General features: G+C 38.3%; 22 protein-coding genes. 16 read left to right on the top strand and 6 right to left on the bottom strand.

Features of this window, described 5'->3' with window-relative positions; translation table 11 throughout:
* Positions 1–43 precede the first annotated feature (43 nt).
* Positions 44–904 carry a peptide chain release factor N(5)-glutamine methyltransferase gene (gene prmC, locus M2419_RS02100; protein WP_259254139.1) on the bottom strand — a complete coding sequence of 287 codons (861 nt, stop codon included), beginning with the start codon at positions 902–904 and terminating at the stop codon, positions 44–46.
* 34 nt (positions 905–938) lie between these two features.
* On the opposite strand from prmC, the gene ribD reads away from it, so the two are divergent.
* Together ribD and M2419_RS02090 are read left to right on the top strand one after the other, a co-directional pair.
* Positions 939–1,985, top strand: a complete 1,047-nt coding sequence (gene ribD, locus M2419_RS02095; RefSeq protein ID WP_153848266.1) for a bifunctional diaminohydroxyphosphoribosylaminopyrimidine deaminase/5-amino-6-(5-phosphoribosylamino)uracil reductase RibD — start codon at positions 939–941, stop codon at positions 1,983–1,985.
* A 66-nt stretch (positions 1,986–2,051) separates the two neighbouring features.
* The gene (locus M2419_RS02090; RefSeq protein ID WP_153848267.1) at positions 2,052–3,335 is read left to right on the top strand and encodes a DUF2851 family protein; all 1,284 of its coding nucleotides are present in this window, start codon (positions 2,052–2,054) and stop codon (positions 3,333–3,335) included.
* Here the strand turns inward: M2419_RS02090 and M2419_RS02085 are convergent.
* On the bottom strand, positions 3,332–3,982 hold the full coding sequence (locus M2419_RS02085; RefSeq protein ID WP_075993358.1) for an ankyrin repeat domain-containing protein: 651 nt from the start codon (positions 3,980–3,982) through the stop codon (positions 3,332–3,334). The genes M2419_RS02090 and M2419_RS02085 overlap by 4 nt on opposite strands.
* Positions 3,983–4,331: 349 nt before the next feature.
* Here M2419_RS02085 and M2419_RS02080 point away from each other — a divergent pair, with 349 nt between their 5' ends.
* The 8 genes from M2419_RS02080 (at position 4,332) to M2419_RS02045 (ending at position 11,213) form a co-directional block, all read left to right on the top strand.
* The gene (locus tag M2419_RS02080; RefSeq protein ID WP_159731035.1) at positions 4,332–4,901 is read left to right on the top strand and encodes a UbiX family flavin prenyltransferase; all 570 of its coding nucleotides are present in this window, start codon (positions 4,332–4,334) and stop codon (positions 4,899–4,901) included.
* A 215-nt stretch (positions 4,902–5,116) separates the two neighbouring features.
* Positions 5,117–6,385: a dihydroorotase family protein gene (locus M2419_RS02075; protein WP_259254135.1), complete on the top strand. Its 1,269-nt coding sequence runs from the start codon at positions 5,117–5,119 to the stop codon at positions 6,383–6,385.
* Between the two features lie 4 nt (positions 6,386–6,389).
* Positions 6,390–7,064, top strand: a complete 675-nt coding sequence (locus M2419_RS02070; RefSeq protein ID WP_159731031.1) for a hypothetical protein — start codon at positions 6,390–6,392, stop codon at positions 7,062–7,064.
* 4 nt (positions 7,065–7,068) lie between these two features.
* Positions 7,069–7,671, top strand: a complete 603-nt coding sequence (locus tag M2419_RS02065) for a DUF4199 domain-containing protein (RefSeq protein WP_075993354.1) — start codon at positions 7,069–7,071, stop codon at positions 7,669–7,671.
* Between the two features lie 98 nt (positions 7,672–7,769).
* Positions 7,770–8,720 carry a glycosyltransferase family 2 protein gene (locus M2419_RS02060; RefSeq protein WP_075993353.1) on the top strand — a complete coding sequence of 317 codons (951 nt, stop codon included), beginning with the start codon at positions 7,770–7,772 and terminating at the stop codon, positions 8,718–8,720.
* A 6-nt stretch (positions 8,721–8,726) separates the two neighbouring features.
* Positions 8,727–9,854: a glycosyltransferase gene (locus M2419_RS02055; RefSeq protein WP_153848272.1), complete on the top strand. Its 1,128-nt coding sequence runs from the start codon at positions 8,727–8,729 to the stop codon at positions 9,852–9,854.
* Positions 9,855–10,210: 356 nt separating this feature from the next.
* Positions 10,211–10,978, top strand: a complete 768-nt coding sequence (locus M2419_RS02050) for an MBL fold metallo-hydrolase (protein WP_153848273.1) — start codon at positions 10,211–10,213, stop codon at positions 10,976–10,978.
* A gap of 79 nt (positions 10,979–11,057) precedes the next feature.
* Positions 11,058–11,213, top strand: coding sequence for a lmo0937 family membrane protein (locus M2419_RS02045; RefSeq protein WP_104382583.1), 156 nt, complete (start codon positions 11,058–11,060; stop codon positions 11,211–11,213).
* A 4-nt stretch (positions 11,214–11,217) separates the two neighbouring features.
* Here M2419_RS02045 and M2419_RS02040 read toward each other — a convergent pair whose 3' ends face one another.
* On the bottom strand, positions 11,218–11,901 hold the full coding sequence (locus M2419_RS02040; RefSeq protein ID WP_153848274.1) for a 2-C-methyl-D-erythritol 4-phosphate cytidylyltransferase: 684 nt from the start codon (positions 11,899–11,901) through the stop codon (positions 11,218–11,220).
* Positions 11,902–11,988: 87 nt separating this feature from the next.
* Entirely contained in the window at positions 11,989–13,038 is a 1,050-nt protein-coding gene (gene queA / locus M2419_RS02035; RefSeq protein ID WP_075993349.1) for a tRNA preQ1(34) S-adenosylmethionine ribosyltransferase-isomerase QueA, read from the bottom strand.
* Between the two features lie 184 nt (positions 13,039–13,222).
* Here queA and M2419_RS02030 point away from each other — a divergent pair, with 184 nt between their 5' ends.
* The 3 genes from M2419_RS02030 to M2419_RS02020 all read left to right on the top strand — a co-directional run bounded on the left by M2419_RS02030 (position 13,223) and on the right by M2419_RS02020 (position 16,028).
* Entirely contained in the window at positions 13,223–14,467 is a 1,245-nt protein-coding gene (locus M2419_RS02030; protein ID WP_182331239.1) for an ABC transporter permease, read from the top strand.
* Between the two features lie 80 nt (positions 14,468–14,547).
* Entirely contained in the window at positions 14,548–15,117 is a 570-nt protein-coding gene (locus M2419_RS02025) for a DUF2306 domain-containing protein (protein ID WP_227550342.1), read from the top strand.
* Positions 15,114–16,028: a YARHG domain-containing protein gene (locus M2419_RS02020; protein WP_153848277.1), complete on the top strand. Its 915-nt coding sequence runs from the start codon at positions 15,114–15,116 to the stop codon at positions 16,026–16,028. The genes M2419_RS02025 and M2419_RS02020 overlap by 4 nt, the downstream gene beginning before the upstream one ends.
* 98 nt (positions 16,029–16,126) lie before the next feature.
* Here M2419_RS02020 and hisD read toward each other — a convergent pair whose 3' ends face one another.
* Positions 16,127–17,413: a histidinol dehydrogenase gene (gene hisD / locus M2419_RS02015; protein WP_153848278.1), complete on the bottom strand. Its 1,287-nt coding sequence runs from the start codon at positions 17,411–17,413 to the stop codon at positions 16,127–16,129.
* Between the two features lie 21 nt (positions 17,414–17,434).
* The gene (hisG, locus tag M2419_RS02010; RefSeq protein WP_182331241.1) at positions 17,435–18,286 is read right to left on the bottom strand and encodes an ATP phosphoribosyltransferase; all 852 of its coding nucleotides are present in this window, start codon (positions 18,284–18,286) and stop codon (positions 17,435–17,437) included.
* Positions 18,287–18,865: 579 nt separating this feature from the next.
* Between hisG and M2419_RS02005 the strand changes: the two genes are divergently transcribed.
* From M2419_RS02005 to M2419_RS01995, 3 genes are all read left to right on the top strand, one after another.
* Positions 18,866–19,456: a phosphatase PAP2 family protein gene (locus M2419_RS02005; RefSeq protein WP_075993343.1), complete on the top strand. Its 591-nt coding sequence runs from the start codon at positions 18,866–18,868 to the stop codon at positions 19,454–19,456.
* Between the two features lie 16 nt (positions 19,457–19,472).
* Positions 19,473–20,549 (top strand): Gfo/Idh/MocA family protein, encoded by a 1,077-nt coding sequence (locus M2419_RS02000; RefSeq protein WP_227550343.1) that lies wholly within the window; start codon positions 19,473–19,475, stop codon positions 20,547–20,549.
* A gap of 135 nt (positions 20,550–20,684) precedes the next feature.
* Positions 20,685–21,932 carry a hypothetical protein gene (locus M2419_RS01995; protein ID WP_182331242.1) on the top strand — a complete coding sequence of 416 codons (1,248 nt, stop codon included), beginning with the start codon at positions 20,685–20,687 and terminating at the stop codon, positions 21,930–21,932.
* Positions 21,933–21,991: the final 59 nt, after the last annotated feature.

Raw genomic sequence — 21,991 nt, 5'->3', positions numbered from 1 at the left:
GACGAAAAGGCCTTAACTGCTTAATAAATAAACGGATTATTTTTTATCGCGCTTTTTTTGCATGGATTATTCGGTCTGCTCCATTGATATCTTTTATGAGTTTGACCTGCTCAAATCCTTTTTTGACCATAAGTTCTTTCATTTCTGCACCGAGATATTGATTGATTTCAAAATATAGATCTCCATCTGGGGTTAAATGTTTAAGTGCAAAGGATGAAATAACATCATAAAAAATCAGCGGAGCGCTTTCTTCAATGAATAATGCGAGCTCAGGTTCATAAGCCAATACGTTTTGGTTCATATGCTGCTTTTCTCCCGGGGTTATATAGGGCGGATTGGATACAATGATATTGTATTGTTGGTCGGAGAAAATGTATTCCCATTCAAATATATCCGCATTGATAAATTGAACCTGAGTTTTTAAATTCTTAGCATTTTCTTGTGCTGTTTTTATCGCTTCTTTTGAGATGTCTATCGTTGTTACCAGGGCATTATTGAGATGCTTTGATAAGGTGATAGGGATGCAGCCAGAGCCAGTTCCGATATCTATAATTTTTAGGTTTTGAGAAGATTTGTGGTTTTTGATGATCAGATCGACAAGTTCTTCAGTTTCCTGGCGTGGAATGAGGACCGATTCATTGACCTGGAAAATTTCGCCATAAAAATCTGCTTTATTGAGTATGTACTGTATAGGTCTGTGCTTTTTTAAATCCTGAAGGATGCTAAGTACTTCAGCCTTATCCGCCTCGTTGACGATATCTGTTTTTCTCAATTGATAATTGGTTCTATTTAACCCAAACTTTTCGGCAACAACCACTAAGAATATAGCTTTTATTTCATCCTCATCATATAACTCCTGAAGCTCATGTTGAAATAATAATTCGAAATCTTGAAGTATTTTCATGTGTCAAAGGTACGATTTTCATAGATTTGTATCTATGGATATGCACAAGCAATATATGCATCGTTGTTTGGAACTGGCCCAAATGGGTGCAGGTTCAGTAAGTCCCAATCCAATGGTTGGGGCTGTCATTGTTTTGGATGGTAAAATTGTCGGCGAAGGGTATACTTCTCCGTATGGTGGACCACATGCTGAGGTCAATGCTGTACAACAGGTTATGCAAAAGTATGGGGAAAAGGCAAAGCGGCTTATCGCGGAAAGTACTTTTTATGTCAGCCTTGAACCTTGCGCGCATTATGGAAAGACGCCACCCTGTGCTAATATGATTGCGGAGCTGAAACCTTTGAAAGTTTTTATAGCCTGTTTGGATCCTTTCGCAAAGGTCAATGGCAAAGGAGTGGAAATACTACGGGAAGCGGGTATTGAGGTTGAAATTGGTTTACTGGAAAAAGAGGCCGTATGGCTCAATCGTCGGTTTTTTACACGTATCGGTCAATTCCGCCCCTATGTTATTTTAAAATGGGCACAAACTAAGGATGGTTTTATAGGACAAGAGGGGAAGCAGGTTTGGATAAGTAATGCCGCAAGCCAACAGTTGGTTCACCGTTGGAGAGCGGAGGAAGATGCTATTTTGGTTGGTACAAATACTGCAGTCGTAGATAATCCCAGTCTGACCGTAAGAGAATGGCAGGGTAGCAACCCATTGCGTATTCTTTTAGATAGAGATCTTGCTATTCCACTAGATGCCAATATTCTCAATGATCAAGCTGATACAATTGTGTTCAATGCTAAAAAGACAGAATGGACAGCAAATGTGAAGTATATTGAGCTTGAAAATTATGGGTTGTATCTGCCGCAGAATATTCTTTATCAACTTTATTTAATGGATGTTCAGTCAATAATCATAGAAGGAGGGCGTGCTACTCTGCAAATGTTTATAGATGCGGATCTCTGGGATGAGGCAAGGGTATTTGAGTCTGCAACAACATTATTGAACGGGATTGAGGCTCCTCAATTTAAGGGACAATTGCTAGAAAGCAAATTGGTTTCCAATGATCTTTTAAAGATCTATAAGAAACAGTAATTATTAAATTGTATATTTAAGGAATTATAAGCCATAGCCGGTTGATTTAATTCTAAAATTACAATTATGTTAGTTACAGAAAACTTAATGCAGTTTATCTGGAAACTTCGGCTATTCCGTGCAAATGGGTTGAATTCTACTGATGGAGAACCCTTGGTCGTTGTTCATGTGGGGCAATATAATACAGATTCCGGCCCCGATTTTCTCATGTCACATATTAGGTGTAAAGGTAATGATTGGTTTGGTCATGTCGAGATGCATATCCAATCTTCGGATTGGGATCGACATTGTCATCAGGAAGATGTCGTTTATAATAACGTTATCTTACATGTGGTTTGGAAAAATGATAAAGTTATCTACCGAAATGATGGGACATCGATACCGACATTGGTGCTTTCGGAATATGTGGAACAGCATCTGTTGGAACGGTATTCAGCGATGATGAATACAAAAAGTTCGATACCTTGTGAATTTCAGCTTGGTTCTATTGATCTTTTTAAAAAATCCATGTGGCTGAGTGCTTTAGCTATCGAACGGCTAGAAATGAAAGTTCAACAAATGTTGGTGATTTTAAAACAATTTAATACGGATTGGGAAAAAACTTTATGGGTATGGATCTGCAGATGTATGGGATTAAAAGTTAATGCAGATACATTTCAGGAGCTTGGGGAAAAATTACCTTGGAACATTTTACAAAAATATCGTTCAAACCTGTTTAAAATAGAGGCTCTTTTCTTTGGGATAAGCAGGCTGTTAATTCAAGGACAAGAAAGCGAGTATATGAAGCGGCTAGCTGGTGAATTTGAGTATCAAAAACATATTCATGGTATAGAGGCTATTTATGGGGTTTGGAAAAGGATGAGAATGAGACCTTATAATTTTCCTGAACGGCGAATCACGCAATTAGCTGTTTTGTTTAGTAAGAACGAGTTGGGTGTTGCAAAGATTTTGGCTGTGGATGATTTGGAGGCTGCTCGAAAATTATTTAAGATAGAGTCGCCGGCTGATTGTTTTGCGGGATATTTTTCTTTTGGTACAAAAACGAAGGTAAAAACATCGGTTCGGCTGGGTAAAGAAACTATTGACACGCTTGTTATTAATGTGATTATCGTATTTCTTTTTTCATACGGTAAATATTTTAGTATTCAGTCATATATTGATAAAGCGCTAGATCTTTTGGAGCAGCTTCCTGCAGAGAAAAATGTTGTTGTGAGACAATTCGCTCAATATGATTGGCATGTTCAAAGCGCATTGCAAAGTCAAGGAATTTTGCAGTTAAAGAGATTTTATTGTGATAGGAAGCGCTGCCTTCATTGCAGCATTGGGTCCGAAATTTTAAAAAGAAATTAGTTCTTTAAAATCTCTGCAATCTCCTTATGGCCTTTTTCATATGCCATATCCATTGGAGCTAATCCTGAAATATTGATGACTCTGGTGTCGGCTCCATTTTCGAGTAAGGCAACAATAAAGTCGATATTACCAAATTGAGCAGCGAAATGAAGTGGAGTTTCGCCAGTAGCTTGAATGGCATTGACATTTGCATTAGCATCGATAAGCAACTTGCCGATCTCTTCATTGTTGTTTGCCGCAGCAATATGTAGTGCAGTGGTGAGTTGTTCATTTTTGGTTACAACATTCGGATTGACTTTTTTGGATAGTAAAAGACGGACAATGTCTGCTTTGTTGAAATATGTTGCTAAGGTCAATGGCGTAAAACCCTGTGATGACCATTCGTTGACAACAGATGGAGCTTGCAAAATAATAGCCTCCAGGTATGAGGTTAATCCAGCCGCACAGGCCTCATGGATAGTCATGGATTTGGTGTGTTGTAAAAGTGTCCGAATGATCTGGGGTTTGTTATAATAGCAAGCCAATAGGAGGGGAGAAATTCCATGACTCGTTGTTTCTTGTAAAAGTTCGGGATTTCCAATCAATAATAAGTCGATATCATGGCTTCTGCCTTCTTCAATATATTGTTCTAAAACGGAAAGGTTCATGTCTTAACAAATTGTCTAACGTTGTCACTAAAATAGACTTTATTGATGAGAATAAATGTTTGATTTGCGAAAATATTTGTATTTAATTTTGCTTGAGATTGAACTGAAATTTAGAAGAAGGGTGTTTTTACGGGGTGAATTGGATCTTAAAATCCGGAAAAAAGTTGTTTTTGGGGTATTTTATATACACAAATGTGTAGTAATGCGCATAATGTTTTTGTAAATTAAAAAGTAGATGTACTTTTGTTAAGCCCCTCCCAAGGGCATGTTTTTCATAGGTAGATGTAGGGTCGGGTGTTTCTCACTACGACCCTTTTTTTATAGCTTTGTTTTTATTATTTTAAAAGAGATGTCTAAGAGAAAAATTGTTATTGCCATTACTGGAGCTAGCGGCTCAATCTATGCTAAAGTTTTACTTAAAAAACTATTGGTATTAAAAACACAGATCGCAGAAGTTGGAATTGTAATGTCTAATAATGCGAAGGATGTATGGCGTGCAGAGTTAGGCGATGAGAGTTATCAGGATATACCGTTCAAATTTTATGATAAGGGTGATTTCTTTGCTCCTTTTGCATCAGGATCGGCTCGCTATGATACGATGATTGTCTGTCCGTGTTCAATGGGGACATTATCAAGGATCGCCCACGGAATTTCTTCTGATCTGACAACTCGCGCGGCAGATGTAATGCTAAAAGAACGACGAAGATTGATTTTGGTTACCCGTGAGACACCGCTAAGTATTATACATATTCAAAATATGAAATTGGTGACAGAGGCCGGAGGTATCATTTGTCCTGCATCACCTTCATTCTATAGTTTGCCAAAGACTTTGGAGGATGTTGCAGAAACGGTGGTTGATCGGATTTTGAGTCTTGCAGGGTTTGAATTTAAACATTATCAGTGGGGAGAAAATGCCTAGTTATTCCTCGTTGAAATCTATTTTTAATGTTCTTTAATAAATTTGTATTTTGTAACTTTGTTTCTCGAAATGAAGCAATCACAGGCATCACGCGAAAAAGTTATTTGCAGCTATATGATTTATAGTGATAAAGCCACCGTTTGTCTGTTAACACTGCGCACGCTATATGCTTCGATAAATAAGTTGTATCCTTTTAATTTCAATCACATTCATATATGAAAAGCTTATTGATTACTTCTGTTAAAGTAATTTTACCTGGTAATGAATTTCATCAGCAGCAAGTTGATGTATTTATCGAAAAGGGAAAGATTGCACAGATTGGAAAATCTGTCAAAGTAGCTGATAAAAACATAGAGGCCATCGATGGCGCCGGAAAAATTTTAGCGCCAGGTTTTTTTGACTTACATGCCAATTTTGGAGAACCTGGATTAGAAACCAAGGAAGACATTGTAAGTGGAACCGCAGCAGCAGCAGCCGGAGGATTTACTGGAGTTGCTGTAATGCCAAATACCGAACCGGCGATTCAAAGCCGTTCTGAAGTTGCACTTATTGTCAATACAGCGAAAGGAAATGTTGTTGATGTACATCCAATTGGAGCTATCAGTAAAAAGCGAGAAGGAAAGGAACTAGCCGAGCTATTTGATATGAAGCAAACGGGTGCTGTCGCTTTCAGTGATGGAAATAGGAGTGTACAGCAGGCGGGATTAATGAGCAGAGCGTTGTTATATGCGAAGGGATTCGATGGATTGATTTTTTCACATGCTGAAGATGAATCTATGGCAGGTGGAAACAAAATGAATGAAGGTGCGATGAGTACTTATTTGGGGATGAAGGGTATTCCCAATCTTGCCGAATCGTTAATGGTTTCTCGTGATCTGTATTTGGCGGAATATACCGGAGCTCCAATTCATTTTGCATCCATTAGCACACCAGAAGCCGTTGACCTGATAAAAAAAGCAAAAGCAAAAGGTCTTCCAGTGACATGTGATGTTGCTGCACATCAATTAGTCTTTACTGACGAAGATATTGTCGGTTTTGATAGCAATTATAAGGTGAGCCCGCCGTTACGCACAAAGGCAGATCTTAAGGTATTACTTAAAGGAATTAAGGACGGTACTATTGACGCCGTCGTTTCGCAACATACACCACATGAAATAGAATTTAAGAATGTAGAATTTCATATTGCAAAAAATGGAATTATTGGACTACAGACCGTATTGCCACTCATGGTTCGTGCTGGATTAAACGAAGAACAAATTGTCAATAGTCTTTCAGTTAGACCCCGACAGATTCTAGGACTTGAAGTTCCTCTTATTGAAGAAGGGGCAGTAGCCAATCTTGTCGTATTTGACTCAGCGAAAACATGGAACTTCGATGAGAAAACCAATAAATCCAAATCAAAAAATTCTCCATTGTTCGGACAGACATTAAAAGGCGCTGTCGAATTGGTCATCAATAATAGTCAAATCATAAAAAACGATTAAAACCATGGAAGCAAATCTTAAAGCAGCCGTTGAGGCAGGTATATTAAATTATGGCAAGGTTGATGGAATCTCGACAGCCGCAGAGTTTCTCGAAAAGATTATTGGTGTATTCAATACGGAGGCCAGCTATCTAGAGAAATTAGAACTGTTGGATCAGTCTTTTGATGACTATCCGTTGTTTGACGAACTTCGTGAAGTATATGTCGATCTTTTATTGATGAACTTTTTCTCCAATGACGTATTAAAACTGGAAGATGATTATTTGGATTCTGAGGAATGGGAAGCGATCGAAGATGAAACAATAGATCGTGGAACAGAATTGTTGAATATTTTTCTTTATTTAGGGGAATGTAAGGATGATGAGATTGAACCTGAACTGGATGATTTCCTAAAAGAATTTCTACTGGTCGATGAAGATGAATTCCAAGATGAGCATGAAATTTATGAAGATATCATTGCTAATCAAATTGTCGTAGATAGCCCGTATGCCGAAATTGCAAAAGTAGGAAAAGGAATAAATCCGAGAAGCGAAGTTTATGAACTTTTCTATCCTATTATGAGTTTCTTTAGCGAGTTGAAACCATCTGAAAAGCAATTTGAGGAGTATGCTGAAGCTTCTTCCAATAAGGCTTTTGATATCGCCCTTTACCAAATAATTAGTACTTACTATAACAAATAATTTTATGGCAGAATCATTCAACCAAAGTAATGTAGGATTTGATGCGGTAATCGACAAAAAGAAAAGTATTATCTATGGTGTTATTTTAGGAATAATTTCTTTTATTCTAGGATTAGTTGTTTTGTTTGTTGTCAAAGACTTAAATTCCTTTTGGGGGGTAATGTCGATGTCATTTATTGTTAATACGGGGATTTTTGTTGTTATCTCTGCGCTGTTCGCCTTCTCTCTTAGGAAAGCAAATGGTGGATACTGGAATTTTTCTATAGCATTGAAATCGATCTTTATGATGCTTGCTATTTCTACGATTATTTCCACTATTGGTACGCAACTGTATGTTAATTTCATTAATCCAACTTTACAAGAAAAGGTGGTGACGCATACAATTAACGTTACCATTGAGTATATGGAGAAAAACAATGTGCCAGATGAAGTTATAGATTCAAAAATCGCAGAACTTGAAAAGCAAGTTGATGCTATAGGAAAGATAACCTTAGGGCAGGTGTTCAAAGGATTGGCAATCACATTGATGTTTCAATTTGTTTTTGCATTACTATTATCAGCCTTGACAAAACGAGAAAAATTGGTGATTAAGCAAGAGACCAATTAGTGTTTAATAAAATAAAATTGACCCTATAAGGTATTACTGAAAAAGTAATACCTTTGTTGGTATAATAATACTACATTTTTAGCATGATTAACATTCACATGGATATTTCTGTTGTTGTTCCTTTATTTAATGAAGAAGAATCCTTACCCGAATTGACAGCTTGGATCGACCGTGTTATGGCGGCCAATCATTTTTCCTATGAAATTATTTTAGTTGATGATGGGAGTAAAGATAATTCTTGGAAAGTTATTGAAGAGTTGAAGTTAAAGAACACGAATATTTCTGCGATAAAGTTCCGACGCAATTACGGAAAATCTGCGGCTTTAAATGTAGGCTTTGCTGCTGCACAGGGCGATGTTGTTATTACAATGGATGCTGATTTACAGGATAGTCCAGATGAGATTCCTGAACTGTATGATCGGATCGTCAACAAGGGAGCGGATTTAGTATCGGGTTGGAAGCAAAAGCGCTATGATCCATTGACCAAAACAATCCCAACAAAATTGTTTAATGGGGTAACAAGATCTATGTCTGGAATTCATAACCTGCATGATTTTAACTGTGGTCTTAAAGCTTATAAAAAAGATGTTGTTAAAAACATTGAGGTTTATGGCGAGATGCATCGTTATATACCCGTTATTGCGAAATGGGCTGGATTTACCAATATACAGGAACAGGTTGTACAGCATTACCCACGTAAATACGGTACAACCAAATTTGGTCCGGGCCGTTTTGTAAAAGGTTTCTTGGATTTATTATCTATATTTTTTGTCGGCAAATTTGCGAAAAGACCGATGCACTTTTTTGGTGTTATGGGGGTGATTAGTTTTCTTGCAGGTTTATTTATCTCCATTTATCTGATTTGCCACAAACTGATGAGTATAGCTAGCGGTACACCATTTAGAGATATAACAGATCAGCCATTATTTTTCTTTGCGCTGACAGCGATTATTTTGGGAACACAATTATTTCTGACAGGTTTTTTGGCAGAGTTAGTCTCTAGAAGCAGCTCAGATCGGAATGATTATCAAATTGAGAAAGTCATCTAAATAATTATGCGAATTGTGATTTTAGGATCCGCCTATCCATTGAGGGGAGGGGGGATAGCGTCTTTTAATGAACGATTGGCATCCCATTTTCAGGAGTTAGGTCATGAAGTGGATATCTATTCCTTTAGTCTGCAGTATCCCAATTTTCTTTTCCCAGGAAAGTCGCAATATTCAGATGAGCCTGCACCAACCGGTCTTCATATTAAAACGACAGTGAATTCTATTAATCCACTTAATTGGATAAAGGTTGGTAGGGAGCTTAGGAAGGCGAACTACGATTTGCTTATCGTGCGATTTTGGATGCCGTTTTTTGGGCCTTGTTTAGGAACAATCCAGCGACAGGTTCGAAAAAATAAACATACTAAAATTGTATGTATCGCTGATAATATAATCCCTCATGAACAACGTATAGGTGATAAGACGTTGATCCGCTACTTTTTGAAATCTGTTGATGCTTGTCTCACTATGAGTAAAAGTGTGCTGGCAGATCTGAAAATGTTAAGCCCGAAAATGCCAGCGGTATATACGCCGCATCCACTCTACGATAACTATGGTGCGCATCAAAGTAAAAAGGAAGCACGTCGATTACTTAAGATTGCCGAAGAGGATAAAGTCGTATTGTTTTTTGGTTTTATTCGTCAATACAAGGGCTTAGATATCTTGCTAGAAGCATTAGCTAATTCCAAGGTTCGCGATCTCGGTGTTAAATTATTGCTTGCCGGAGAGTTTTATGGTGACCCTGCTCCCTATCTGGAGCTTATAAAAAAGTATAAACTAGAAGAGTTTATTTTTATGCATACCGATTTTATTCCAAATCAGGAGGTCGGGCGTTATTTTTCAGCTGCGGATTGCGTTGTGTTGCCTTATCGTAGCGCTACACAGAGTGGGATTACCCAAGTTGCTTATCATTTTGATCTTCCCATGATTGTGAGTAATGTTGGGGGATTGCCGGAATTGGTTCAAGATGGCTACGTTGGTTATGTTGTGGAACCTGATGCCCGTCAAATAGCCGACGGTATTTTTTCATTTTACCATTACAACAAAGAAGAGCAATTTAGAACGAATATTATCGATGAAAAAAGGAAATACAGCTGGGATACTTTTGGCAATGAACTTCTTAAGTTGGCGCGTTGATGAGTAGCAGTGATTTTATTTGTATATAAAATCAAATTTATCTAAGTTTGGAAGACTGAGGTAGAAATTTAAAAGGAAGGAGAGATTTTGTTGCCGTTTACACAAAGCAGTTTAACTAAGTTAGAAGAGTTTTTTAAGGAGCAAGGGTATAAAGTTAGATACGAGAAAGGTTCATTCCGCACAGGCGCTTGTATGTTGCAGACGACAAAAGTTGTAGTAGTCAATAAGTTTTCGAATCTTGAAATAAAAATCCAGTCATTGTGGAACATATTATTGGATATTGAAATTGATTCGGAAGCCATTTCTGAAAAACTTCTTCCGATTTATGAAGAAATATTGAAATCAAAAATTGTAGCTTGAGAATAACATTTTTAGGAACCGGAACATCACAAGGGGTGCCTGTAATAGCATGCCAATGTCAGGTCTGTCAATCTGAAGACAGACGTGATAAGAGATTACGTTCTTCTATTCTTATTGAATACAATCAACATACATTGGTTGTGGATACTGGCCCAGACTTTAGGTATCAGATGTTGCGCGAAAAAGTTATGCATTTGGATGCGGTGTTAATGACACACTCACATAAAGACCATATTGCTGGTTTAGATGACGTAAGGGCATTTAATTATCAGCAGCATAGCTCAATTTCTATTTACGGTACAGCAGCTCTCCATGAAGCGCTAAGGCGAGAATTTTATTATGCGTTTACTGAAGTTAAATACCCCGGAGCTCCGAGGTTGGATTTGGAGGAGATAAAGGCCGGTGTACCCTTGTCTTTATTTGGGAAAGAAATTATGCCTATTGAGGTTCTCCATTATAAAATGCCAGTCTTGGGTTTTAGGATCGGAGATTTCGCCTACATTACTGATGCGAAATTTATCAGCGCAGAATCACGGAAATTATTGGAAGGAGTAAAGGTTCTCGTGGTAAATGCTTTGCAAAAGGAATCTCATATTTCACATTTAACATTGGATGAGGCGATTGAATTTGCCTATGACATTCATGCCGATAAAACCTATTTTACACATATAGGGCATCGAATGGGACTGCATGAAGCTGTTTCCAGAGAATTGCCCGAAAATATGTTTCTAGCTTACGATAGATTACAGTTTGAAATTAGCTAATCCATTTAAAATAAAACTATAGTTCTTTTTTCATTGTTATACCTATAAAAAATAGATTTAGGTATTAAATTATAAAGAAATGGGAAATTTACTGTATATCATCGCCGTTATCTTAGTTATCATTTGGGCGATAAGTTTTTTTGGAGGTTATGCGGCTGGCAATAACATTATCCACATCCTTTTGGTCATTGCTATTATTGTGGTTTTATTGCGCGTTATTCGTGGCAATGCTTAATCCATTAAGTCAAATTCAGGTAGAACTGGGCAATTTGTAAGTCTTGAGGATAGGTGATTTTTATATTTCTGGAGTCACCTTCAATGATAGTGATACGCTTGCCCATTTTCTCTACCACCGACGCATCATCTGTAAAAAAGGGATCTTCGGCTTGCTGATAGGACTTTAGAAGCAATTCTCCATGAAAAACCTGTGGAGTTTGTACTAACCAGGTATAATTTCTATCAACAGCGGAGTTGGATGTGGTGTCTCCCATCCGAACAGATTCAATGCTCTTTTGTGCTAAGACAATTGCCTGATGATCATACGCCCCCTGGAAGGCTTTTTTAATAAGAGCTTGGGTGATGATAGGTCGAGCTCCGTCGTGTACCGCAATATAGTCTTTTGGACCGATATCAAAATTTTGCTGAATGTAATCTATTCCGTTCCTTACACTTTCGAAGCGGGTTTGTCCGCCAAAAGCGATATGTATAGGGCGATCAAACTGATGCTTCAAACACAGTTCGGTCCAAAAACTTTCCATTGGTTCGCTGATGACCAAAATAACTTCCGAAATAGTTTCTGATTGGCAAAAACGATTAATTGTATGCATAACAATCGGCAGTCCATTTAAGTCAAGAAACTGCTTTGGAAGATCGCTATTCATTCTATTTCCGGTTCCGGCAGCAACGATAATTACAAAGTTCATGTTGTTATTGAAAGGTTATTATTTAAAAAAACGTGGATAGTTTAAGGCTATCCACGTTTTTTTTATTTTATCTTTTAAGCCACATCGTTAAACGATTAACATAGCGTCGCCATAGCTGTAGAACCTATACTTTTCTTTTACAGCAACTTCATAGGCATTCATCACATTTTCGTAGCCTGCAAACGCAGCAATCATCACTAAAAGTGTGGATTCTGGTGTATGGAAGTTTGTAATCATCGAGTTTGCGATACTGAAATCGTAAGGAGGATAGATGAACTTACTCGTCCAGTCAGACGCCGCTTTTAAATGGTGATCTGCAGAAACAGAAGATTCTATTGCACGCATAGAAGTCGTTCCGACAGCACATACGCGACGTTTGTTGTCGATTGCTCTATTGACAACGCGTGCAGCTTCATCAGTGATGATGAACTGTTCCGAATCCATTTTATGTTTGGTTAAATCTTCGACTTCAACAGTACGGAAAGTTCCAAGACCAACGTGAAGAGTAACCTCTGCAAAATCAACACCTTTAAGTTCCAGACGTTTCATTAACTCTCTTGAGAAGTGAAGTCCAGCTGTAGGAGCAGCAACAGCACCTTCATTTTTTGCGTAGATCGTTTGGTAACGGAATTTATCTTCCGGTGTAGCTTTACGCTTGATATATTTAGGAAGCGGAGTTTCACCTAAGATTTCAATATTACGGCGGAACTCTTCATCGGTACCATCAAATAAAAATCTAATTGTACGGCCACGAGAAGTTGTATTGTCAACTACTTCGGCAACCAATAAGTCATCATCACCGAAATATAATTTGTTGCCTACACGGATTTTACGCGCAGGATCTACCAACACATCCCAAAGACGAAGTTCATTGTTCAATTCACGCAACAAGAAAACTTCAATCGTAGCTCCAGTTTTCTCTTTATTACCGTAAAGGCGGGCTGGAAAAACTTTAGTATTGTTTAAGATCATGACATCTTTGTCATCGAAATAATCCAATACATCTTTGAAAATTTTGTGTTCAATTTTACCAGTATCTCTATGTAGGACCATCAAGCGTGATTCGTCACGATTTTCAGAAGGTTCAGAAGCAAGTAATGATTCTGGTAAGTTGAATTTAAATTGAGATAACTTCATCTTTAATGATATATATTTTAATGTCTGCCTTTCAGTGCATTACAGTGCACCAAATACTAGGTTGCAAAAAGCATACAAAGTTATAACTTTTTCGGGTATAGAAAGGGCTTATTTCTAATTTATGTATATATTTTTAACGATTTTGACATTAAATCAAAACTATATTGTATTTTAGAATACAATTATGCTATTTTTTAGATTGATATTGGAGAGTTGTCAGTTTGCTTTTTCGGCATTAAAAGACAATCGTACTCGCACCTTACTATCGCTGTTGGGTGTGACCATCGGTATTTTTACGATTATTGGTGTATTTTCTGCGGTAGATACCCTACGGAATAATATAGAGGAATCAGTAAAGAAGATCGGTAGCAAAACACTTTATATTGAGAAATGGCCCTGGGATGGAGGTCCAAATTTCCCTTGGTGGAAATACTTGAATAGACCCGAACCTACATACAATAATTACCTGGATTTGAAAAGTCGGATGACGACAGCCGAGTATATGGCGTATATGATCAATATTGGTAATACGACTATAAAATATAAAAATAATTCGGCCCAAGGCTCATCGGTCAATGCAGCGACCTATGAGAACCTGTACATTCAAAATTTGAATATTGTGGATGGTCGTTACTTTGCTGAAAGCGAGTCGAGGGGTGGAGCTCTTGTAACTGTATTGGGAGCAAATATTGCGGAAGGGCTTTTTCCTAATGAGGAGCCTGTTGGCAAATATATTAATATGTTAGGCCGAAAAATTCAGGTTATCGGTGTATTAAAGAAAGAAGGAAATGGTGTATTGATCAACACCTCCCCCGATGATACCGCCTTTATTCCGTTTGAGCTGGCGAGAAATTTGGTCAACTATGATAATTTCTCACCGAGCATAGCGATGGTTATTAAATCGAACTATAAGCTTGGTGAGGCGGAGAGCGAAGCGAAGACACTCATGCGTTCGATTCGTCGTATATCGCCGCAACGGGAGGAAAACTTTTCCATTAATCAGACAACAATGATTACCGGTGCGTTGGATCAGCTTTTTGGGATAATTAATCTTGCGGGTTTTTCAATCGGTATTTTTTCGATTTTAGTCGGTGGCTTCGGTATTGCCAATATCATGTTTGTCAGTGTCAAAGAGCGTACGCATATTATCGGAATTCAGAAAGCGCTGGGAGCTAAAAATTTCTTTATTCTTTCACAATTTTTAGTCGAGTCTATCGTACTATGTTTGTTGGGGGGAGGGATAGGCCTCGTTGTTGTCTATTTTTTGGCGTTTCTAGTGCAAGCTGCGACTGGCGTTGCTATTGTCGTAAGTTTGAAAATGGTTATGCTTACAGTTTCGCTTTCGACGTTTATTGGTCTCATATCAGGTATTGTTCCGGCTCTAATGGCTTCTCGATTGGATCCGGTAGAAGCGATCAGGAGTAAATAGAAAGCGATATGTTTAAAAAAGCTCAATTTTCGATATTACATGGATTTTGGCTTTTAATTTTTGCCTATAGCTGTCTGCTGATGGCAGAAATCACATTTCGCTACCGTGGGTTCTCACTCGATGCTAATTTCCTGATGATTAAACAAACGGAAATTGAAGAACTTTGGTGGTATCGCTACGTGTTTTATGTCCATGTCTGCACAGCTATCTTTGCTTTGCCTGCCGGCTTTACGCAGTTTAATACTTATCTATTGAATAAATATCCGCGAGTCCATCGAAGTATCGGGTATTTGTATGTATTCGCCATTTTGGTTTTTGCCGCTCCTTCAGGGTTGCTTATTGGATCCGCGGCAAATGGCGGATTAACCTCTATTATTGCATTTGAATTATTGGGGCTTGGATGGTTTTATTTCACCTGGCGGGCAGTTCGTTTGGCGAGTCAGCGAAAATTTGATAAACACCGCGATTTTATGATCCGTAGTTTTGCCTTAACCTGTTCAGCGCTTACCCTACGTTTTTGGAAGCTTGCTTTAGTGTACCTGTTTCAGCCCAATCCGATGGATCTCTATCAAATTATTGCCTGGTTGGGATGGATCCCTAATTTGTTGTTGGCAGAATTTATTATTTATCAAAAAAATCATAAATTATGAGGAAGAACCTTTGTTTAATGTTAATGCTTGGAGTAATCCTTGGTTGTAAGGACGGGAAAAGCAAAAAGAATGAAGCCACCGAAACAAAAGATACTGTTGTGGCCGAAGCTGAAGCGCATCAGGAACTTTATGGCAACTGGGTGGGCGAATTTGTTGTGGATGAAAGTACTCTTGAAGAAGGAGAAGGGCTGCCCACGACAGATTATTCTCCGAAGATAAATTTGACCATAAAAAAAATTACGGATAGGGGTAATATCTTCGGACAGAATGTTGTCAAAGGAAATCTGCGTTCTTTTGTGGGGAAATTGGAGGAAAATGGTGCCGATATCCGGTTATTATTGGATGAGCCCGGCGACAAAAAGTCTGACGGACGATTTGAAATTAAGCTTAATCACGATACGTTAATCGGCAATTGGACCGCATATGACCAAGGAGTAAAGATTAAAAAGCGAAGCTTTAAATTGTTGAAAAAGCAGTTCGCCTATAATCCAAATCTGATGCTAAAAAATCAGGATGGAGAAGACGGAACTTTGGTCGACTGGATTAACGAAAAAAGAAAGGAGGAAACTGATGTGGATGGAGATTCAACTTATACTTACATTATTCAATACTATCGATCGGCATCCCCTGCGGTCTTTACTGTAAATGCATCTAAACAAAAGTTGACGGAGAAAGACCTTAAAAACCTCAAGAAATTAGATCTGGAGATTATTCGGAATACGATTTTTGCCCGACATGGCTATGCGTTTACCAAACCTAGCATTCGTCAGTTTTTTGAGCCTGTAGATTGGTATGTGCCTATTTCAAAAGATGTGACTGCAGACTTAAGTCCATTGGAAAAAGATAATATTGCTTTGCTGACTAGATTTGAAAAATATGCAACAGATAATTATGACACCTTCGGAAGGTAATGCAGTCAATATTAGTCATGAATATTCGAAAGATCAGTATCACAAAAAAGGCTTTACATCGTAAAGCCTTTTTTGTGATATCAAGAGCTTCTGTTTTATCATTTTTTCCGAATAGAAATCGCATTTTTATGCGCTTGCAGGCCTTCGAGTTCAGCGAGTATTTCAACTACCGACCCGATTTGTTGAAGTCCAGTTTCGCTTATATGTTGAAAAGTAACTTTTTTCACAAAAGAATCTACCGATACGCCGGAGTAGGAGCGTGCATATCCTGATGTAGGAAGCGTGTGATTTGTACCTGAGGCATAATCTCCTGCGCTTTCAGGGGTTAAGTGCCCTAAGAAAACCGAACCAGCGTTACTGATATAACGTGTTAGGGACTCCCATTGGTCCGTCTCCAAAATAAGGTGTTCTGGCGCATAGTCATTTGAGAACTGTATGGCCTCCTGAAGATTCTCGACAGTTATTGCATAGGAATTTTCAATTGCTTTTGCAGCAAGTTCCTTGCGAGGCAAAACCGCTAATTGGGCTACCAATGCTGTGTTGACGGCATCAACTATAGCGGTGGAAGTTGCAACCAGGACAGCTTGACTATCGGCTCCGTGTTCGGCTTGTGCCAAAAGATCTGCGGCTACAAAAGCTGCATTGGCCGACTCGTCAGCGATGACCAGTACTTCGGATGGTCCCGCAGGCATGTCAATGCTAACATTTGCAAGGCCCTGTATGATGGATTTTGCTTTTGTAACAAACTGATTTCCTGGGCCAAAGATCTTGTCGACTTTTGGTATAGTCTCTGTTCCAAACCCCATAGCAGCAACAGCTTGAGCGCCTCCAACGAGGTATATTCTGTTTATCTTAAGTAATTTCAAACAAAAAGCAACAAAGCCATTGATTTTTCCATTGGATTGTGGAGGAGAACAAACGACAATCTCTTTACATCCAGCTATTCTTGCAGGAATACCAAGCATTAAAAGTGTGCTAGGTAACACTGCTGATCCCCCTGGGATATAAAGGCCAACTTTTTCAATAGGGCGAACCTCGCGCCAGCATTTTACGCCGGGCATTGTTTCAACAGTGCGCTCCCTTTTTAATTGTGTACTATGGAATTTATGTATATTTTGAAATGCGATTTCCAAAGCTCTTTGTTGATCGCGGTCAATGGTAGATGCCAGTGCGTCGATATCTTCCTCGTCTAAATATAATCTGTCAAGTTCAACTTTATCAAATTTGGCCGCATATTCGCGTAATACGATATCACCTTGTTGGCGTACTTGTTGAATAATTTCCTGGACAACCTCTTGTATTGCATTGTTTGGATCCGTATTCCTAGCAACCAGTTGCTGGATTTCGGTTTTTCCTAACGTTTTGTAATCATATTTTTTTAACATGGTTGTATAAGTGCATCAAGTTTAAAGAATGATTTTTTCAATGGGCATCACAACGATACCTTGGGCACCTTCAGCTTTTAACTTATTGATCTTATCCCAAAAGTCATCTTCAGTGATAACGGTGTGTACGGCTACCCAACCTTCTTCTGCCAGTGGAACAACCGTAGGGCTCTTAACACCGTGCAATAAAGAAGTGATGGCTGGCAAATTTTTCTTTTCGACATTCAATACCACATATTTAGTTTCTTTTGCTAAAAGAACAGATTCGATACGCTGTACTAACTCAGCCAACACTTCATTGCCTTCTAATTCCTTTCTTCCCACCAATATGGCTTCTGAATTTTTGACATCAGCAAAAGGTTTCAAACCGTTGCTTTTTAATGTTCCACCGGTAGATACGATATCGCAGATCGCATCACTAAGACCCAAGCCAGGTGAAATCTCAACTGAGCCGGATATCAAACGGATGTCTGCATTAATCTTATACTCGTCTAGAAAATTCTTTAGGATATTTGGATAAGAGGTTGCGATTGCTTTGCCGTTAAGGTCTTTAATGTCTTGGATGGTGCTATCTTTGGGAATAGCCAGTTTCAATGTACATTTTCCAAAACCAAGCCGTTTGATGTATTCTACTTTGGATTCGGTCTCATCGATGATGTTTTCACCGACGATGCCCAGGTCGGCTATGCCTTGTTCCACATATCCCGGAATATCATCGTCTCTCAGAAATAATATTTCCAGTGGGAAATTCCCAACAGTTGTGATTAAAGAGCTTTTGTAGTTCTCGAAGTCTAAACCACAATTTTTCAGTAATTGAACAGATTTTTCGTTTAACCTACCCGATTTTTGGATAGCAATTTTAAGATTTTTCAACGCTTTATAAATGTTAGCAGTAAATTATTAATAATAAGAAATCAAACAAGAGGGAAGGTATTCTACGTAAGAACACATTAAATTAACATATCGCCACAATGGCGATGATGCAAATGAAAATGATGTACGTAAGTATAAACCATGTTTGTATTAATAACTGCAAGCAAATGTATAGTAAATTAATGGGAAATGCAAGACTATCATTTTAAAATTCTTATCCTAATGGACTTGTTGTTGAAATGAATTCAATTTTCTTGAAAAAAATGTGAAAACAATACTGTTGATTGGGGGAATATACCATAATTTAGACAAAAGGTAATGCTGATTTCCTATCCTATAGTAAGCTGTTTGAATCACGCCAATAGCAAGTTGTGAAATCTTGTCCAATCGAAACGCTTTTTATAGGCTGACAACTCACATAAATTTTCTTATTTTTAGGAATTGGGGGTGACATACTAAATTAGCCGCGAATAAGAGTTACAGTAGTAGGAAGTATAAGTTGTTGTTTAATAAATAGGAGGAATGTGTTTAGTGGTACATGTTTCAAAGAGATTGTAAATTAGATAGATTATTTGTTTGATGAAAAGATTAGCTTTTATTTTTATTTGTTGGATTAACTGTCTATATGGTCCTGTTCTTGGACAGGAAAAGCCAGCGTCTACGTTAGATATCCGTATATTGGAGTCCATAGCCGAGACTCGGACAGCGCCACAAACACAAACATTTAAAGTGCTTTCTGATATCAATAACTATGTTCAGATAGCCGTTCCGGTTGGTTTACTGGTTGCAGGTGCGGTCAACGATGATAAGGCAATGCGTCAGAATGCCTTGTATGTTGCTAGTAGTACGGCTGTAACAGCGCTCGTGAATGTTGGGTTAAAACATATTTTTAAGCGAAGCAGGCCATTTAAAAAATATCCTAATTTCATATCGGTTCGTACGGCCGGTGGGTATTCCTTTCCGTCTGGTCATACGTCATCTGCTTTTGCTACTGCTTCTGCTTTGTCTCGGGCTTACTCAAAGTGGTACGTCGTCGCGCCATCGCTTTTATGGGCGAGTAGTGTGGGGTATTCAAGAATGTATCTGGGCGTACATTTTCCCTCCGATGTGTTAGCAGGTGCTGTATTGGGAACAGGAGCTGCCTTTGCTTTAGATGGATTAAAGAAATAATATAGAAATAGAAAAAATGATGCAACAGGTTATTAAAATATTGGTTGTTGGATGTGGAAATATGGGCGCATCTCATGCGAAGGCATATCACGATTTAGATGGCTTTCAAATTGTGGGTCTAGTAGCTCGTGGGGAAAGCAAAAGTAAACTGAATGAACAATTGGGAGGCAACTATAAATTGTTTGAATCTTATGAGGATGCACTTCAGGAAACGAAACCGGATGCCGTTTGTATAGCGACCTATCCGGATACACACAAAGCGTATGCTATAAAAGCCTTTCAGGCTGGTGCTCATGTTTTTATTGAAAAGCCTTTAGCTGAAGATGTGATTTCCGCGCAGGAGGTCGTCGATGCAGCAGTGAAATATGATAAAAAATTGGTTGTTGGATATATTTTGAGGTATCATCCCTCATGGGTCAAATTTATTGAAATAGCTAAAACGATGGGAAAGCCACTTGTTATGCGTATGAATCTGAATCAACAGAGCCATGGGTATATGTGGGATGTGCATAAAAATCTAATGGCTAGTTTAAGTCCCATTGTTGACTGTGGAGTTCATTATATTGATGTCATGTGTCAAATGGTGGGTGCGAAACCATTGTATGTATCTGCAATCGGAGCGCGGTTAACCGATGAGATTCCTGCTTGGAACTACAACTACGGACAATTGCAGCTGCATTTTGAAGATGGGTCCGTAGGATGGTATGAAGCTGGATGGGGACCAATGGTTAGTCAGAACGCTTTTTTTGTAAAGGATGTTTTTGGACCTAAAGGTGCAGTTTCCATTGTCGCAAATAAAGCAAGCGATGAAGGTAAATCGGATTCGGTAGCATCCCATACACAAACAGAAAGCCTTCGCGTACATTACGCCGATTTAGATTCGGCAAATGAATTTACGAAGGTTGATGAGTGGGTCAACTTATCTGATGAGCCCGATCATCAGGAATTATGTAACCGGGAGCAGTTATTCTTTCAGCAGGCGATTGTAGATAATTTGGACCTTTCTGATTCGATGGAAGATGCTGTTAATAGTCTACGAATTGCTTTGGCATGTGACGAAGCGGTGAAAACTAGGCGGATGATTAAATTATAGTTTATTTTGCTTAGTGGTCTTTTTTTTGCTTTTTATGGAAATATGAAGTGAAAAAAGTAAATAAATAAAAAAATAGCGTAAAAGATAGGCTTTTTGGTCTGTCTTTTGTTATTTAGCTACATATTTATCATTCTTATGAATAATTTACTCAACGTTGCACTATTATTTGGATTATCAATTTCGACAACCTATGCACAAGATAAGCAATGGCAGATGGAGTTGGTGTTTAAAGGTGAAGTTTCCCCTGAAAAATTTGAAAATGAAGTTCCGGAATTTGCAAAAGAGTTTTATGAGCCATTTTTGAAAGGAAAAATGACTTATCGGAATGTGGAGATTTTGGCTGATGCCGATTATTCTTCTACTGTAGTGAATCAAAAAGCACATGCTATTTTAAATCGAAAATTAGCAAAAACATATTCGTATTCGATCGGCGATGATATTGTTACTGCCGAAGCATACAGTCCATCCTATAAGATTGTCAGTACGAAGTTAGGGGAGTCGGAAGGACCTTATGTGCAGCTGCAAGATATGGGCGAGATCGAATCGATCGCGGGAATTACCTGTAAGAAAGCAAAGTTATTTATAAAAAACCATGCGGATTCCGCGGTAGCAACGGTATGGTATTCGGAAGCAGTGCCCACTTATTATCTGACGGCATTTTCATTTATCAATGATTTGCCTGGAGGTGTACTCAAATTGTCTTTGGGTGAAAACAATGACCTTGGTTTTGAAACAACAAAAGTGATCAATGTATCGTCTGTGGCAGATTTTGCACTTCCTAAAAATGCAAAGGTGATTGATATCTCTGGGGGAGGGAATACGAGTGAAGGGGAAGATGTGAGTTTGTTTGAAGATACTTTCCCATTGGATAAATCACTTAAATGGACCATGGTCAAGGATAAAGATACCAATGACGAATATTATGGTATAAAAAACATGGCGGGAGAAGATGTATTGCCTTGTTCTCTTTTCTCTTTAGCGTATTTTAATGAGCAGACTGCTATTGTTTCAGATAAAGATAATTATTTCTGGTTGTTGGATAAGAAGGGGGGAAAGGTAAATAAGGAAGGGTTTGACTGGCTTACACCAGCAAATCAAAAACTGGCTATTTTTCAGAAGGATGGTAATTTTGGATTGGTTACACAGGAAGGGAAAGTTCTGCTTGACAAAAAGGAAAATATCAGTAAATTTTTAGACAATTATTTGATGTTCTCTGAAAATGGAAAAGTTGGATTGTTGGATGAAAATGGGAAGATTTTATTAAAGGCGAACTTATTATTTTTAGATGCTGATAATGCTGGAAATGTTCTGGTCCGGGAGAAGGAAGGTGAAGAGACGAAAACGTTAGACCTGGAAGCTTTTTTAAAAACCTATGTGAAGTGATTTAAATTACATGCATTAATATAGATTTATTGTTTATAAAAAAGGCCTTCGATACTATC

The organism is Sphingobacterium sp. BIGb0116 (assembly GCF_024808035.1).
Classification (GTDB): domain Bacteria; phylum Bacteroidota; class Bacteroidia; order Sphingobacteriales; family Sphingobacteriaceae; genus Sphingobacterium; species Sphingobacterium paramultivorum.
This window is presented reverse-complemented; position numbering and strand designations above follow the sequence as displayed.